The following is a 14,363-nucleotide window of genomic DNA, read 5'->3' as shown; positions in this document are numbered from 1 at the left end:
CACCGCATGCCGCTTGCAGTAACCAGCGCAGTCACGCCCACCACTGTAGTGTTGGGCGTCCTCGGCATCGTCTTGTCATTACCCGCATGGTTTTTCTTCCTCCGCGCGGCATGGCGGCTCTATTCCTTCATTACTTCTGGGCAGCCATCTCCAGAGCGCATAAACAACCCGGCGCGCAGAGCGTGGCAAACGTTTAAGGAAGTCTTCTTCCATACCGAGCTCATGCGCAAACCCGCTGTAGCTGTTGCCCACTGGTTTGTCATGCTGGGGTTCCTCTTTGGTTCTATCGTCTGGTTCGAGGCTTATATCCAAACTTTTAACCCGGCGGGTGGCTGGCCTCTCCTCTCGCATTGGCGCGTTTATCACCTTGTAGAAGAAATCTTGGCCCTGGGCACTGTCTTTGGGATTCTCTTCCTCATCTTTGTTCGACTTAATGCGGGCGTGCGCAGCCGTTTTTCTCGTTTCTATAGCTCCTACGCCAAAGCCGCCTATTTTGTAGAGGCAGTTGTCTTTATTGAGGGCCTAGGCATGCTTTTGGTAAAGGCCTCTAAAATCTCTACGTTTGGGGATGGCTCCGCCTGGGCAGACTTTTCCACTATTTACCTGGCCACGCTGCTCCCTAGCAGCCCGGTATTAGTCAGCGTCTTTGCCCTGGTGAAGTTGCTTAGCGGCATGGTGTGGCTCATCGTCGTTGCGCACAATCTCACGTGGGGCGTGGCATGGCATAGGTTCCTGGCGTTTTTCAATATCTTCTTCCAACGTAACCCCGACGGCAGTCCAGCGCTGGGCAAACTACAGCCAATGTATTCGGGGACAAAGCAGCTCACGCTGGAGACTATTGAAGAAGAAGATAGCCTCGGCGTAGGCACCCTTGCAGACGCATCATGGAAGATGCTTCTCGACGCCGCCACCTGCACCGAATGCGGACGATGCCAAGAACAATGCCCTGCATGGCATACCGAAAAACCACTTAGCCCAAAGCTCTTTATCACCGATATTCGTGACGCAGCCGTCGCACAGTCCTCTTATTTACAAGACCCTGCTACCTTTGCTGCAGACGATTCCCACACTAACGTTGACGTGCTCAAACTCGTGGGGGAAGCACAGGTAATCTCCCCTGATGTTTTATGGTCTTGCACTAACTGCGGAGCCTGCGTTGAGCAATGCCCCGTAGACATAGAGCATATCGATCACGTGGCCAACCTTCGCCGTTTCCAGGTCCTCGCGGAATCCGAATTCCCCTCTGAGTTGACGGGAATGTTTAAGAATCTTGAGACCAAAGGCAATCCGTGGGGCAGAAACTCTATTGAGCGGAAAACATGGATCGATGAGGCTCGTCGCGATGGTATTGAAGTCCCCGTGTTGGGCGAGGACATTACAGATTTCTCTGATACGGAATATCTCTTCTGGGTAGGGTGCGCAGGTGCCTTTGACGAGGACGGTAAGAAGACAACACGCGCCGTCGTGGAGCTTCTTCACGTCGCCGGCGTTAAATTTGCAGTGCTTTCCAAAGGGGAAACCTGCACAGGTGATCCCGCACGCCGAGCCGGTAACGAGTTCCTCTTCCAGATGCTCGCCGCAGAGAACGTGGACACTCTCAACGATGTTTTTGATGGGGTCCCACAAGGGAGCCGCAAAATTATCACCACGTGTCCACATTGTTTTAATACATTGCGCAATGAATACCCAGACTTTGACGGGCACTTTGATGTTTTCCACCACACCCAGCTGCTGAATCGACTGGTACGCGAAAAGCTCCTCACGCCGGTTCCACGACGCCCTGAAGATCGCAAACCCATCACCTATCACGACCCCTGCTTCCTTGGTCGCCACAATAAGATCTTTGATCCACCTCGTGAGCTACTTAGCGCAACAGGGATGGACCTGACAGAGATGGGCAGGACCAAAAACGAGGGCTTTTGCTGTGGCGCCGGTGGTGCGCGGATATTCATGGAAGAAAAAATCGGCACGCGCATCAACGAAAATCGCGCGGCTGAAGCTATCAATACTGGAGCTCAGGAGATCGCAGTCGGTTGCCCCTTCTGTAATTCCATGCTCAGCACTGGAGTTAAATCTGTTGCTGAGGACGCACAAAAAGCCCCAAAGGTGCACGACGTAGCGCTGATGCTCCGCGATTCCGTGCTTGTCGACGGACATTTGCCCGAACCCAAGCAGCGGGTCTTCCTCGATCCGCCAATCCGCCAGCCTAAAAAGAAGCCAGTAGCTACACAGGAGACTCCCAAGGCCCCACCTGTGGCGGCGCCTCCTGCTATGCCACAGCCGCCGTCTCTCCCCGCCCCCGGAATACCTACACCCGCAATCCCGACTCCGCCAGGTGGGACTCCTCCTGTTCCGCAACCCCCACAAGCCATGGCACCGGGGAGTCCTGTACCGGGAGCTCCCACTCCGGGAGTTCCACCCATGCCTGTCCCACCCATGCCCACTGCGCCAGCCGCAGTTCCCCCAACGCCGCCAGTTGCTGCACCTCCTATGGCTGTACCACCAGCCGCCGTACCGCCAGCGGCAGTGCCTCCGGCAGCCGTGCCCCCAGTTGCTAAGCCTCCTATAGCTACACCCCCTATGGCCACGCCTCCGGCTGCAACACCTCCTATGGCCACGCCCCCCGGAAGGCAATCGGAGTATCCTGAGGATACTTCCGAGAAAAAGTAGAACGCCGCTACCGGATACGGAACTTTTTAGCAGCGTTATACGTTTGTCTTATGTGGTCGGGGTAAGCGCTTCTGCTTCGACCTGCAGCATAATCTACAAGCGCAGATAGGTGGCCCGATTGCGATGACAAATCCTTATCAACCTGATTACCGCATCGGTGATGCCGAGCGCGCACAAGCCATGGATGATCTCGGAGTTCATTTTTCTGCGGGCCGGCTCTCCTTTGAAGAATACGATGAACGCCTTAAGCAGGTCACCCAGGCAGTCACCCGATCTGACATTTCTTTGCTTTTCGACGATCTCCCAGCAGCACGTTCGCCTAAAGTAAACGATCCTTCCGATTTCTTGCCAGTCACTCGTGTTCCGGAGGCACACTTTCCTGATACGTATTCGGGCGACGAGATCGATAACGCTTATTCCACCGGGCGTAATATCCGTGGCGGAATCTTAGGCCTCACCGGGGTTACAGCCGTTACCCTTACCACCCTCACTGGCACCGGGGCTTGGATAATGTTGGTCCCAGCCATCTTCATCTTGCTTTATGTGATGAAGCTCGGGCCGGAATCCTGGCATGCACCCAGCCGTAACAAGATTGATCGTCAACGGATGAAGCAAGCCCGGTTGCTCCAGCAACAGCAAGTCTTTGCTATTGAGACTCACAATGCACAGCAGCGCGCTCTCGCCCGCGCAGAACGCAAGCGCAAACAAGAAGAGTTCAACAGCATTGCCACAGAGCTGGCAACCGACGCGCTTAAGCGTTTTCGAGGTAAGAACAAGTAACGCTCCCCGTTAAGCCCGGTTCTTATCCTTACCGTGACGCATCCCAATATCATGCAGTACCCCGTGGATGCGCTCGTCTACAAGCGAATAACGGACTTCACGCCCAAAGCGTTCTCCCTTAATCGCACCCATGTGTTCCATGGCCCGCAGGGCACCGGACGCGGTAGGAACCCGCACCCCTGCGGTCTCCGCTATTTCAGTGACCGTGGTGGCACGTGGACCCGCATAGTGCAAAACTACAAGAATGCGTAACCGGGTCCGATCCCCCATGAGTTTAAAATAATTAGACCAGTCATCAGCTTGTTCCAAAAGGTCATACATGTGTGGTGTACCTCTTTATCTCGGGGCAGCCGCCAGCAAGGCAGCGGCGCCTTCGGGAGAACGGAGAATCTCTGCCTCTACATTAAAAAACTCAGCAATATTGCGTGACGATAAAACACTGTCTACCGGCCCCTCTGCGACACAATGTCCAGAGTGCAGTATCAGAGCAGTATCAGCATATCGTGCCACCAGCCCCAAGTCATGCATAACCGCCACCACAGTGAGTCCCTCCTCGGTGACCAAACGATGCAAAACCCGCATTAAAGTCAGCTGATGCTCGATATCCAAATGATTGGTTGGTTCGTCGAGAAGCAATACGCGTGAGCCTTGTGCCAGCCCACGTGCGATAGAGACGCGCTGCCGCTGTCCACCAGACAGCTCGCTCCACTGACGTTCAGCTAATTTTTCTAGCCCAAGCAGCTCTAACGCATGAAAAACCCGGTCATGATCCTGCCTAGTCTTACGGTGAAATATTCCTCTGCCGGCAACAGCACCCAGCCCCACAAAATCAATCACCGCCATGTCCCCGTTAAGCGTGGCCACCTGCGGAACATAGGCCACGGTCTCCACTCGCTGCCGAGCCGACATACCGGCGAGAGGATTACCTCCAAAGACAACCTCACCGCTAAAAGGTACAACTCCCGCCACCGCATTTAACAACGTAGATTTCCCGCTGCCGTTGGGCCCGACCAAGGCCGTAATCGTGCCTGGTTGCACCGTAGCGCTCACTCGGTGCACTGCAGAAGTGCTGCCATAACTCACGCCGACATTTCTGAGATGTATCAAGGTTATTTCTTTCCTTTCTTCCACAGCAGGAAGAAGATAGGAACACCAATGAGAGCCGTGATAATTCCTACCGGGAGTTCTTGTCCTTTAAACAAGGAACGAGCAATCGCATCAGCTACCACCAAGAGAATTGCTCCCACCAGGGCACTCACCGGAATTACCCGTGCATGCGCGCTGCCTACCACCAGACGAACCGCATGAGGAACGATAAGACCCACAAATCCGATAGCCCCCACAGAAGCGACCGTAGCGGAGGTCATAAGAGCAACGATCACCAAGACTGCGCCCCGCGTGAGTACCACCGGAACGCCCATAGTGTGCGCGGTGGCGTCGCCAAGCCGCAGAGTATCCAAGTGCCGCGACAGCGCCCACAAAGCAACGATTGCCGTTATACACACTATGAAGGTAACCAGCAGTCCTTCTTGACGCGAAGCACCCAACGCCCCCATAAGCCATGCCATCACGGCCTGGATTGAGTCGGCGTCCCCCTTGCCCATCATGATCAGGAACGTCACGGCCTGAGCAAACTGCCCTACCAAAACGCCTGCGAGAACCACCTGTTGTGACTGAAAACCCGATCCTCGAAGCAGCATCAAAAGAACCAAAAAGGACCCCAAGCCACCCAGCGCGGCTCCAGCTGTAAGCCCCAGTATGCCTTGAGTCCCAATAACCAGGACCACGACTGCTCCCACAGAAGCACCGCCGCTAATGCCTAAAAGATAAGGTTCCGCTAGCGGGTTATGCGTGACAGTTTGCAAACAGGCACCTGCAACAGCAAGACCAGCGCCCACCACTATCCCCATCAAGATACGGGGAACGCGTAGCTCAAAAAGGATCGATTGCCTGAGCAAACTGGGCGTATCGTATCCGGCAAACCCGATCGCGCCCATTACTTCATCCCAGCTTAACGACGCCGCCCCGATGAACACCGAACCAACCGAAAGAACAATGAGCAGTATCACTCCACCCATAACCACCAGCGGAAACGCCGGACGAAAATGACGTTTCCGAGGTGCAGAATCGGTTGTAGGCGCAACCGTGCGTGTGGTTAATCTCGAATCAAGATCCACATCTGTAGTAGTAATGATTTACTTCATCTCCGCTAGCTTTTTGCCAACGATCTCTAGGGGCTCAATCGAGCGCGCACCGGGGCTCAGTCCCGCGCCCGGGACCACGATAAACTTCTCGCCCTGGACGGCCTTCATGTTACGAGTAGCAGGATTAGACTTGAGAGCCGCAATCTTCTCAGTAGCTAAGTCCCCTGGAGAACCACGACCAGGAAGATCCACCAACACGATCACGTCTGGGTCTGCATCGGCAAAAGCTTCCCAGGAAATCTGAGGCCAAGCCTCTTCAATGCCGGCGAAGACATTGGTGCTTCCGGTAGCTGCGCTGATCGCGCTAGGAATACCGTAGTTTCCTGCCACATAGGGGGCGTTATCAAAGATCGAATACAGGTATCCGACGGATTTATGGGAGTTGACGTTAGCGTCCTTGGCCGCCTTCACCGCAGCGCGCTGCTCTTCAATCAGTTCTTTAGCACGGGACTCTTTACCCAATAGGACGCCAAGCTGCTCGTAGTCGCGTTCAAGGACCATGTATGGATCCTCCTCAGGCTTAGCGCACTCTACGTTAGTGGTAAATGTGCCCACGCCTAGCTTGGAGTACTCTTCACGCGTACCAGAACCGGACTCAGTCCATACGGAGGCAAACGGCGAAAGAACCAAATCTGGATCCACGCCGCGGATGGCCTCTGCGTTAGGAACAGAATCCGAAATCACAGGGAGATTCTTTGCGCGATCCTCGTAGCGTTTCCAGTAATGATCCTTGGTGTGCCCAACGCCCACAATATCCTTTTGGGCGTCAAAAGCCAGCAATGTTTCCGTGGTTCCTTGCTCCACGCTGACTAGACGGTGCGCGGGCGCCGAGAGACTTACCTTGACACCACAGTTTTCCACGCTGACAGCCTGGCTGGCATTAGCTGAGGAATCCGTTTTGTTGTAGCCAGTATTCGAGCAAGCAGAAAGAGTGAGGCCTGCTGCCACTACAACGCTGGTTGAAACCAGCATCCTGCGGCGGCAGGAGAAAAAGCTAATCATTAATTTTCAGTCCTTGATCAGGAAGAATCGACCCCCGTCGATTCTCATACAATCAATTGAATGTAACCATACCTTTTATTCACAGGTTCTACATGAGGATTGAAAAAATTATTTTTCACTCTGAGCTTTTGCAGGGGTCGCCTAAGAGCCCCCTACCCCGTCCCCATAAAGCGAGAGCGCAAACCTGCGATCCGGCAGCCCTTAGCGAGAGTAATTGATTGTATGCGCCTGACCAGGGCTTCTCACTAGAGCATGCCGGACACGCATCGCCACCAAAACGGCAGCGAACGCGCCCGCCAAAAACAAAACTCTTCACCCAAAGCCATACTTTTCTTGGCGTTAGGGAGAGTAAATGCGACCTTAATCACCCTTCAGACCAGTCAAGCTCCAGCACTGAGTATCAAATTTTGCAATAGCGTGACAGCCTCAGCTCTCGCCTTGGCCATCTGCGGCAAACATTATCAATTAGTTGATTGACAGTGCAAGTCTTTAATCCTTTAAATACAAAATCTGGCGGGCAGCATACGCGCTACCCGCCAGATATTCTCAGTGGCTGAACATCAAGGATCAGACACAGTCTTCCGCTAGACCATTGCTTTAGTATTGCCGCAAATTAATAGGACCTTGACCTCGGGTCTTACTGCGCACAATATGCGCAACGTCAAGAATTAATTCCATCAATTCCTCAGTTCGGTTGCCCAAACCCCTGAGTACAAACCCCGGCCTATCGCATTCAGAAATCGCCGCAATTACATCTGGGTTCTCCGCAGAGTACGCCGAAACGCATTCCTTCAATTCTTGGATAAAATCAGAATCGATGCTCGGATCAAAGCAGATCGCAGTCGCAACATGGGTTTTTCCACCCATCATCAAGTCAGCGTCCTGAGCAAATTCCGCCTCCAATGGATTAATCCGTAGGTTGTCCACCAAAACAACCTCACCATTCATCCGGACCACCGACCGAATACGCGCCTGACGGTACAAGAACTTCTCACCTTCGGGCGACCAACCAGGAGTAATCACATCCGAGATGAACAGCGAACCCTCTGGATGTACATCCGCAGTGATCTGCTGGCGGAAATCCGCATCCCGATACAGAATCAACTGATCTGGAACGTATTCCAGGACGCCACCGGCGTCTACCTTTATCTCAATGTTCTGGACCACGAAGTCATCAGGCGTGCGATAAACCTTGGCAGCAGACTGGTCAGTCAACAACACCGATGCTCCAGACTCCACCTCAAACCTGAGCCGATACGCATCGCCGCCCACATATCCGCCACCGGGGTTAACAACGATGTAATACACCTGGCCCGAATCATCAAGATAGTGAGGGCGCACAATCTTCAGCGCCCGAGTATGGTACTGAGTCTTTGCTATCGACTTTCCGCCGCTGACTCCCACGCCCAATTCAAGCACGCCCATTTCCTCATGGGGCGGATCGTGCTCAAAAATTCCTTTAGCTACGCTCCACATTTAATCCGCCAGGTCAAGCATTAACACATCATGACGGATCCAATCGATAACCTTGTCCAGGCCCTCGTCCGTCTTGAGATTTGTGAGAACAAAAGGTTTATCGCCGCGGAAGACCTTGGAATCATCTTCCATCACCTTGAGGTCTGCCCCTACATACGGAGCAAGGTCAGTCTTGTTGATCACAAACAAGTCCGACTTGATCATGCCCTGACCAGCCTTGCGCGGAATCTTCTCACCTTGAGCAACGTCAATGATATAGATAGAAAAATCCACGAGTTCGGGGCTAAATGTCGCAGATAGGTTGTCTCCGCCCGATTCCATAAAGACCAGCTCAAGGTCAGGGTGACGCCTAACTAGTTCTTCAAAAGCTGCATCATTCATCGACGTATCTTCGCGGATAGCCGTATGTGGGCAGCCGCCGGTTTCCACACCAATGATGCGATCCTCCGGCAAAAGACCTTCGCGCGCGAGGATCTTTGCGTCCTCGGTGGTGTAGATATCATTAGTAATGGCAGCCATAGAAATCTTGCCATCCAGTGCGCGGGTGATTCGCTCAATTAATGCAGTCTTACCCGACCCGACTGGACCGCCAACACCAATTTTAATAACACTCATCGTAGAACTTTCCTTCAAACTTTTTAAGACATAAACATGCGACTACGCAGCATCTCATGCTGCATCTGCGCAACTTCTAACCTTGGGGCGACTACACCCAGATCCGCCACTCCGTGAGACATAGTCATCTCGGCTGATTCCATAACAGCCTGGTAAGCACTTACCAATACCCTTTGCCCAGCATCTTGTCCCAGCGGAATCGCGCGGATAGCATTCTGAGTCATGGAATTGGCCATCTGCATGAGGTACGCCATAACGGCTCTCTCCGGCGAGACTCCCTCAGAGCCAAGAACCAAACCAGCAGCGATAGCAGGGTTTCCACGCATTTCTCCGGCTGATACCGCACGGCAGTACTCCGCCACCATGGGCTGATCAGGAGAGATAGTAGCTGCAACCTTTGACATGCGCTTTCCCATAGAATTCATGGAAGTACGCACCTGCTTAGGAGTTTGGCAGGCATGAACCAGCTGATCCAGTTCCTTCAGTAAAGGCTGCGCCTCTGCACAATCCAGCCCAGACTGTGCAAGCTCAGCGGCAAAACGCACAGCTAGCGCCTCGGCAAAACTTGCCTGCCGCAAATAACCATGCAACCAGTGCTTATAGGAATCCGGGTCATGGACTTCACCCGATTGGATGAAGGTCTCTAGACCTGCAGAATGCGCGAATCCACCTGTGGGCAAAGCCGAGTCAGTAAGGTGCCAAATAACCAACTCGGTTCGGGCACTAGTGGCTATGCTCTGCATGACGGAATGCCTCAGGCATAACATAATCGCCTCGCGTGTATTCCACGCCCGCGTGCTCCAAGTAGTGCTCTACCGTGTGATCAAAACGCACCACCATGGCAGCCTTGCCAAAGACGCTATCCTGATCAAAGAATTGAGCCTGCAAGTGCCGGTTGCCCAGGGTGTGGGCGACAGCCAAAGCTTCCCTGATATCACGAGGCGTAATAACTAAGACATCGGTGGCGGCAATTCGAGCCACAATTACCTTGTTATCTTCTTTGGCCAAGATATCGCCATCCTTGATCTCACGGAGTTCATTACCCAAACGCAATGCATACTCTGCGCCACTTTCCGTGGTTACACGCTGCACTCGCTTTAACCGTGTCTCATTATCAAAGATGACTGCATCCAACTCCAGTGCATCACGTTCTTCCGATGCCAGGTGATTAAGGTTGCCCTGTATCTCAGTAATAATCAATTTAAAATACTTTCTGCGAAGTTCTGTTAAAAAGGCGGAACCAGTGTGCGCTTACACCGGTTCCGCCTCATTCCTTAATTCCAGCGAATTGTCCACATGTACTAGGACATTCCGGTGGCTATCCGAATTAATACTAGAACAGGAAGTAACGCTGAGTCATCGGCAGTTCTGTAGCAGCCTCAGAAGTAACCTTCTTTCCATCAACCGTCAGCTCATAGGTCTCTGGATCAACCTTGATATCTGGCGTTGCGTTGTTGTACTTCAGATCAGCTTTAGAGATCTCGCGCATGTTCTTTGCCTCAACAAACTTACGATCAATCCCCAGCTTCTCAGGTATGCCAGCCTCAAAAGCTGCTGTGGGAAGGAAGGTAACAGAGGTACGACCGGCAGCTGCGCCGCGAGCGCCAAAGGAGTAGCGCATAGTACGTGGCTGTGGAGTCGGGATCGAGGCATTGGCATCACCCATGATGGAGCGCGCGATGATACCGGACTTGAGCACGATGCTTGGCTTCACGCCAAAGTAAGCAGGGTCCCAAACAACCAGGTCAGCCAGCTTTCCTTCTTCAACAGAACCAATGGTATCTGCGACGCCAGCGGCAATAGCCGGGTTGATGGTGTACTTAGCGATGTAACGCTTAATGCGCTCGTTGTCGTTGTTAACGGTATCGCCCTCAAGCGGGCCACGCTGCTGCTTCATGCGGTGAGCAACCTGCCATGTGCGCAGGACAACCTCGCCAACTCGGCCCATTGCTTGGGAGTCAGAAGAAGTGATTGCCAAGACGCCCATATCGTGCAGAACATCTTCTGCCGCAATGGTTTCCTTACGAATACGCGAATCAGCAAACGCAATATCCTCGGGAAGATCAGCATTGAGATGGTGGCACACCATGATCATGTCAAGGTGCTCATCCATCGTGTTCACGGTAAACGGAAGCGTTGGGTTGGTGGATGCAGGAAGAACGTTAGGCAGACCAGCTACCTTCAGAATATCCGGGGCATGTCCGCCGCCAGCGCCTTCAGTGTGGAAGGTGTGGATAACGCGATCTTTGAAAGCCGCAATGGTGTTGTCCGCGAAACCGCCCTCGTTGAGGGTATCGGTGTGGATGGCAACCTGAACGTCCATCTCATCCGCAACAGTCAGTGCGTTGTCGATGGTGTTAGCGGTAGCACCCCAGTCCTCGTGAATCTTCAGGCCGATAGCGCCTGCTCGAATCTGCTCACGCAGACGCTCAGGGTTTGAGGCGTGTCCCTTACCCAAGAAACCGACGTTCACGGAGAAGTCGCGGGAAGCCTCAATCATCTTGGTGATGTTGGCAGCACCTGCGGTAACGGTAGTAGCGTTGGTGGAATCAACCGGGCCAGTTCCGCCACCGATAAGGGTGGTTGTACCGTTGTCCAGCGCAGCTTCCACCTGTTCCGGGGAAATAAAGTGGATGTGCGTATCAATAGCGCCAGCAGTGACAATCTTGCCTTCGCCACCAATAACTTCCGTACCCACACCGACGATGATGTCGATGTTGTCCATAATATCGGGGTTGCCCGCTTTACCGATCTTCATGATCTTGCCGTCTTTCACAGCAATATCAGCAGAGTAAATACCGGTGTAGTCCACGATAATGGTGTTCGTGATAACCAGGTCCGGGACCTGATCTGCCTCGACGCGCGAGTTTTGACCCATGCCGTCGCGGATAACTTTTCCGCCGCCGAAGGAGACCTCGTCGCCGTACTGAGTAAGATCCTTTTCAACAACGGCAATGAGCTCTGTATCAGCCAAACGGATTCCGTCGCCGGTGGTCGGACCATTCAGCTCTGCATACTGACGCCGACTCATTTCAAAAGACATTGTGCTTTGCTCCTCTAAACCTTAATGTGCGCTGTTTGTGGGGTTGTATTTTGAATGTCTGCGCAGGTTAATCAAGTTTTCCGTTGACTTTGTTATTAAACCCATAGACTTCACGGGTACCAGCAAAATCAATGAGTTCAACGGTGCGCGAGTCACCCGGTTCGAGGCGCACTGCGGTACCAGCCGGGATGTCGAGGCGCTTGCCCATAGCGGCTTCGCGGTCGAATTCCAGCTCGGAGTTCGCCTCAGCGAAGTGGAAGTGTGAACCGACCTGTACGGGGCGGTCGCCTTTATTAGTCACCACGATTGTGATGGATTCACGGCCTTCGTTCATGATGATGGGGGCGGCATCAGAGATGAAGTACTCACCAGGGATCATGTTGTGTCTCCTTAAAGCTTCAGCGCTGTTAGCGAATCGGTTTGTGGACGGTAACCAGCTTGGTTCCATCGGGGAAGGTGGCCTCTACCTGAACATCGGAGATCATCTCCGGTACGCCTTCCATGACGTCATCGCGAGTTAAGATAGTCACGCCCTCGCTCATAAGTTGGGCCACGGTTTTGCCGTCGCGAGCCCCTTCCAAGAGCTCAGCGGTGATAATTGCAACGGCTTCTGGGTGATTGAGCTTGAGGCCGCGCTCTTTACGACGCCGAGCTACATCAGCAGCCACAACAATCATGAGCTTATCTTGTTCACGTTGGGTGAGGTGCATGAGAATCCTCCATAGGAAAGTGGAATTATGAAAAGTTCCTTTACTGTACAGCGATAATGGAACTTCTTCTTTTCAGGGTGTGGCACGCTCGTGTGAAAACACCCTTATCTCAAAGGAAGCCGGCACGTGAAGCAACATCATGTGCCGGCTCGAAGGTTTTAATTAGGGACGATCACCTGGCAAAGGTCTAGCCTCATCAGGACTACGTCCTGGCGCCAATCCTTCTCTTACCAGTTGCTCTTCTATGTTGTCCCCCGGCGCCGCTGGCGCTGCTGTTTTCTTCTTATTTCCAAAGAACTTGTCAAACAGTCCATTCTGATACATCACTGTTCCCAGAATCATCAAGATACCAACGAACTGCAGGATGGATGGGATCTCACCGAACAGCGGCCATGCAATAACAACCGAGCTCACAGGGGAGAGCAGGAGGATACCTGCAGACAAGGTCGGGTCTAGCCAAACGGTTCCCCACTGAACAAAGGTCCATGCGATAGCCTGGCCCAAAATTGCGAGGGAGATAAGGGAGATCCAGTTCATCATGTTGAGGGGATCGCCAACAGTATTCTCAGGATCAACCATGGGGAGCTGTCCGTTAACCAAGACACCGTGGGTGAAGTCTAGGCCACCACGTGGGGATCCAATGTGAGCCCACGTGAAGGGAGCAACCATCTGTGCTGCCATGGTGTACATCATGGGCTGCACATAAAGGTCCTTGCGCGGGGCTGTGGTTCCAGCCTTACGGGAGAAGTACAGGTAGAAGGAATAGCAGATACCCGAGGTCAGGCCAAGCATGGTGCCCAGAGTAGAGGTCTTAATACCGTAAATTGTGGCAGGACCTGTAGATTCTGCAGACTCAAGGACACCACCAGTGAGCAAAACACCCACGAACATGATGGGGACCAGGATCAGGAACACCGGCGGAATCTTGTATTTATCAAAGATCGCGGTGAGCATCGGCACAACGATAACCTGAAGGTTCAGGAGAATCGCGGCGATGCCGGCACCAACGTAGAAGATGGAATAGTTCCAAGCGGTGAAGTCCACACCGAGGAACAAACCAGCGGCGATAGACATCGCCACGCCCTTCTTAGGCAGGGCTTGCTTGTTTTTAATTTCCCACAGGCCGATCGGCAACAGAACAAGGAAGCCAATCAAGACTCGTAGGAACGCCTGAGTTGCCGGATCCATGTTCGAAGCCTTGACCCAGATCGGGGTAAAGGCTAGGCACGCGGTACCCAGGGCAATAATCAGGACTGCTTTGCCGTGTCCAACTTTTTTGACCGGCAGGGTCTGATTTAGTGATTTGGTCGCATTCACGTTTTCGGATGCTACAGATAAATTCACAGTTCGCATTAATCTAAATGTGAACTCCAAAACCACCCCCGCCACGCAACTAGCGCAAAGGTTTCTAACTGGGTAAATGCATTTTTTCACAGAAAAACAGCCCCACAAAACGCCCCCTTCAGGTGGTATTAGATAGATAACAGAAAAAACGGACTGTGACGCCCGACACTAACAAAAGGAAGCGAGAAGAGATTTACCCCGTACTACCCCACTTCAAAAAAATGTCGAATTGAAAACAATTATTACACTCCCCCGATTTTTAACCCCAGCCCGTGAACAAATCGGGCTGACTACATGCAATTTTAAAAAATTCAAATGCATGTTCTATTGAATAAAAATTGCATCTAATATTTTTGTCCATCAAACGGTTGATGTACTATTTTTTCTAATATATGCTGGCAGGAACGGGATGAAACAACTTTTCACTGTTACGCATCACACAAAATTTAACGGCGTTCGGCCAGTGTTCTTGGCCACTTTTCCCATAACTGCCCGCCGATAGCGCACATCAAGCAACAG

At 52.7% G+C, this 14,363-nt stretch carries 14 protein-coding genes; 2 read left to right on the top strand and 12 right to left on the bottom strand.

Going from position 1 to position 14,363, the window contains the following annotated elements:
* Positions 1-6 precede the first annotated feature (6 nt).
* On the top strand, positions 7-2,670 hold the full coding sequence (locus CpATCC19410_RS03555) for a (Fe-S)-binding protein (RefSeq protein ID WP_014300989.1): 2,664 nt from the start codon (positions 7-9) through the stop codon (positions 2,668-2,670).
* 123 nt (positions 2,671-2,793) lie between these two features.
* The gene (locus tag CpATCC19410_RS03550) at positions 2,794-3,450 is read left to right on the top strand and encodes a DUF1707 SHOCT-like domain-containing protein (protein ID WP_013242770.1); all 657 of its coding nucleotides are present in this window, start codon (positions 2,794-2,796) and stop codon (positions 3,448-3,450) included.
* A gap of 9 nt (positions 3,451-3,459) precedes the next feature.
* Here the strand turns inward: CpATCC19410_RS03550 and CpATCC19410_RS03545 are convergent, their stop codons facing one another.
* The 12 genes from CpATCC19410_RS03545 to CpATCC19410_RS03490 all read right to left on the bottom strand — a co-directional run bounded on the left by CpATCC19410_RS03545 (position 3,460) and on the right by CpATCC19410_RS03490 (position 13,853).
* A complete protein-coding gene (locus CpATCC19410_RS03545) occupies positions 3,460-3,771 on the bottom strand; it encodes an ArsR/SmtB family transcription factor (protein WP_013242771.1) in 312 nt (103 codons plus the stop codon).
* 15 nt (positions 3,772-3,786) lie between these two features.
* Positions 3,787-4,557, bottom strand: a complete 771-nt coding sequence (locus tag CpATCC19410_RS03540) for an ABC transporter ATP-binding protein (protein ID WP_014300990.1) — start codon at positions 4,555-4,557, stop codon at positions 3,787-3,789.
* A gap of 2 nt (positions 4,558-4,559) precedes the next feature.
* Complete coding sequence (locus tag CpATCC19410_RS03535; protein WP_013242773.1) at positions 4,560-5,627, bottom strand: FecCD family ABC transporter permease; 1,068 nt, start codon at positions 5,625-5,627, stop codon at positions 4,560-4,562.
* An 18-nt stretch (positions 5,628-5,645) separates the two neighbouring features.
* Entirely contained in the window at positions 5,646-6,656 is a 1,011-nt protein-coding gene (locus CpATCC19410_RS03530) for an ABC transporter substrate-binding protein (protein WP_013242774.1), read from the bottom strand.
* A 597-nt stretch (positions 6,657-7,253) separates the two neighbouring features.
* Positions 7,254-8,132, bottom strand: coding sequence for an urease accessory protein UreD (locus CpATCC19410_RS03525; protein ID WP_013242775.1), 879 nt, complete (start codon positions 8,130-8,132; stop codon positions 7,254-7,256).
* The gene (gene ureG, locus CpATCC19410_RS03520) at positions 8,133-8,747 is read right to left on the bottom strand and encodes an urease accessory protein UreG (RefSeq protein ID WP_013242776.1); all 615 of its coding nucleotides are present in this window, start codon (positions 8,745-8,747) and stop codon (positions 8,133-8,135) included.
* A gap of 23 nt (positions 8,748-8,770) precedes the next feature.
* Complete coding sequence (locus CpATCC19410_RS03515; RefSeq protein WP_014300991.1) at positions 8,771-9,490, bottom strand: urease accessory protein UreF; 720 nt, start codon at positions 9,488-9,490, stop codon at positions 8,771-8,773.
* Complete coding sequence (gene ureE / locus CpATCC19410_RS03510; protein WP_013242778.1) at positions 9,471-9,947, bottom strand: urease accessory protein UreE; 477 nt, start codon at positions 9,945-9,947, stop codon at positions 9,471-9,473. The genes CpATCC19410_RS03515 and ureE overlap by 20 nt, the downstream gene beginning before the upstream one ends.
* Before the next feature lie 133 nt (positions 9,948-10,080).
* A complete protein-coding gene (gene ureC, locus CpATCC19410_RS03505; protein ID WP_013242779.1) occupies positions 10,081-11,790 on the bottom strand; it encodes an urease subunit alpha in 1,710 nt (569 codons plus the stop codon).
* A 67-nt stretch (positions 11,791-11,857) separates the two neighbouring features.
* Complete coding sequence (locus CpATCC19410_RS03500; protein WP_014300992.1) at positions 11,858-12,169, bottom strand: urease subunit beta; 312 nt, start codon at positions 12,167-12,169, stop codon at positions 11,858-11,860.
* 28 nt (positions 12,170-12,197) lie between these two features.
* Complete coding sequence (locus CpATCC19410_RS03495; RefSeq protein ID WP_013242781.1) at positions 12,198-12,500, bottom strand: urease subunit gamma; 303 nt, start codon at positions 12,498-12,500, stop codon at positions 12,198-12,200.
* Positions 12,501-12,662: 162 nt separating this feature from the next.
* The gene (locus tag CpATCC19410_RS03490) at positions 12,663-13,853 is read right to left on the bottom strand and encodes a DMT family transporter (protein ID WP_013242782.1); all 1,191 of its coding nucleotides are present in this window, start codon (positions 13,851-13,853) and stop codon (positions 12,663-12,665) included.
* Positions 13,854-14,363 lie beyond the last annotated feature (510 nt).

The organism is Corynebacterium pseudotuberculosis (assembly GCF_002155265.1).
Classification (GTDB): domain Bacteria; phylum Actinomycetota; class Actinomycetes; order Mycobacteriales; family Mycobacteriaceae; genus Corynebacterium; species Corynebacterium pseudotuberculosis.
This window is presented reverse-complemented; position numbering and strand designations above follow the sequence as displayed.

Excerpts from the sequence above, each read along its gene's own strand:
- CpATCC19410_RS03555 (WP_014300989.1), top strand. The coding sequence starts at position 7 with ATGCCGCTTGCAGTAACCAGCGCAGTCACGCCCACCACTGTAGTGTTG.
- CpATCC19410_RS03550 (WP_013242770.1), top strand. The coding sequence starts at position 2,794 with ATGACAAATCCTTATCAACCTGATTACCGCATCGGTGATGCCGAGCGC.
- CpATCC19410_RS03545 (WP_013242771.1), bottom strand. The coding sequence starts at position 3,771 with ATGTATGACCTTTTGGAACAAGCTGATGACTGGTCTAATTATTTTAAA.
- CpATCC19410_RS03530 (WP_013242774.1), bottom strand. The coding sequence starts at position 6,656 with ATGATTAGCTTTTTCTCCTGCCGCCGCAGGATGCTGGTTTCAACCAGC.
- CpATCC19410_RS03525 (WP_013242775.1), bottom strand. The coding sequence starts at position 8,132 with ATGTGGAGCGTAGCTAAAGGAATTTTTGAGCACGATCCGCCCCATGAG.
- ureG (WP_013242776.1), bottom strand. The coding sequence starts at position 8,747 with ATGAGTGTTATTAAAATTGGTGTTGGCGGTCCAGTCGGGTCGGGTAAG.
- CpATCC19410_RS03515 (WP_014300991.1), bottom strand. The coding sequence starts at position 9,490 with ATGCAGAGCATAGCCACTAGTGCCCGAACCGAGTTGGTTATTTGGCAC.
- ureC (WP_013242779.1), bottom strand. The coding sequence starts at position 11,790 with ATGTCTTTTGAAATGAGTCGGCGTCAGTATGCAGAGCTGAATGGTCCG.
- CpATCC19410_RS03500 (WP_014300992.1), bottom strand. The coding sequence starts at position 12,169 with ATGATCCCTGGTGAGTACTTCATCTCTGATGCCGCCCCCATCATCATG.
- CpATCC19410_RS03495 (WP_013242781.1), bottom strand. The coding sequence starts at position 12,500 with ATGCACCTCACCCAACGTGAACAAGATAAGCTCATGATTGTTGTGGCT.
- CpATCC19410_RS03490 (WP_013242782.1), bottom strand. The coding sequence starts at position 13,853 with ATGCGAACTGTGAATTTATCTGTAGCATCCGAAAACGTGAATGCGACC.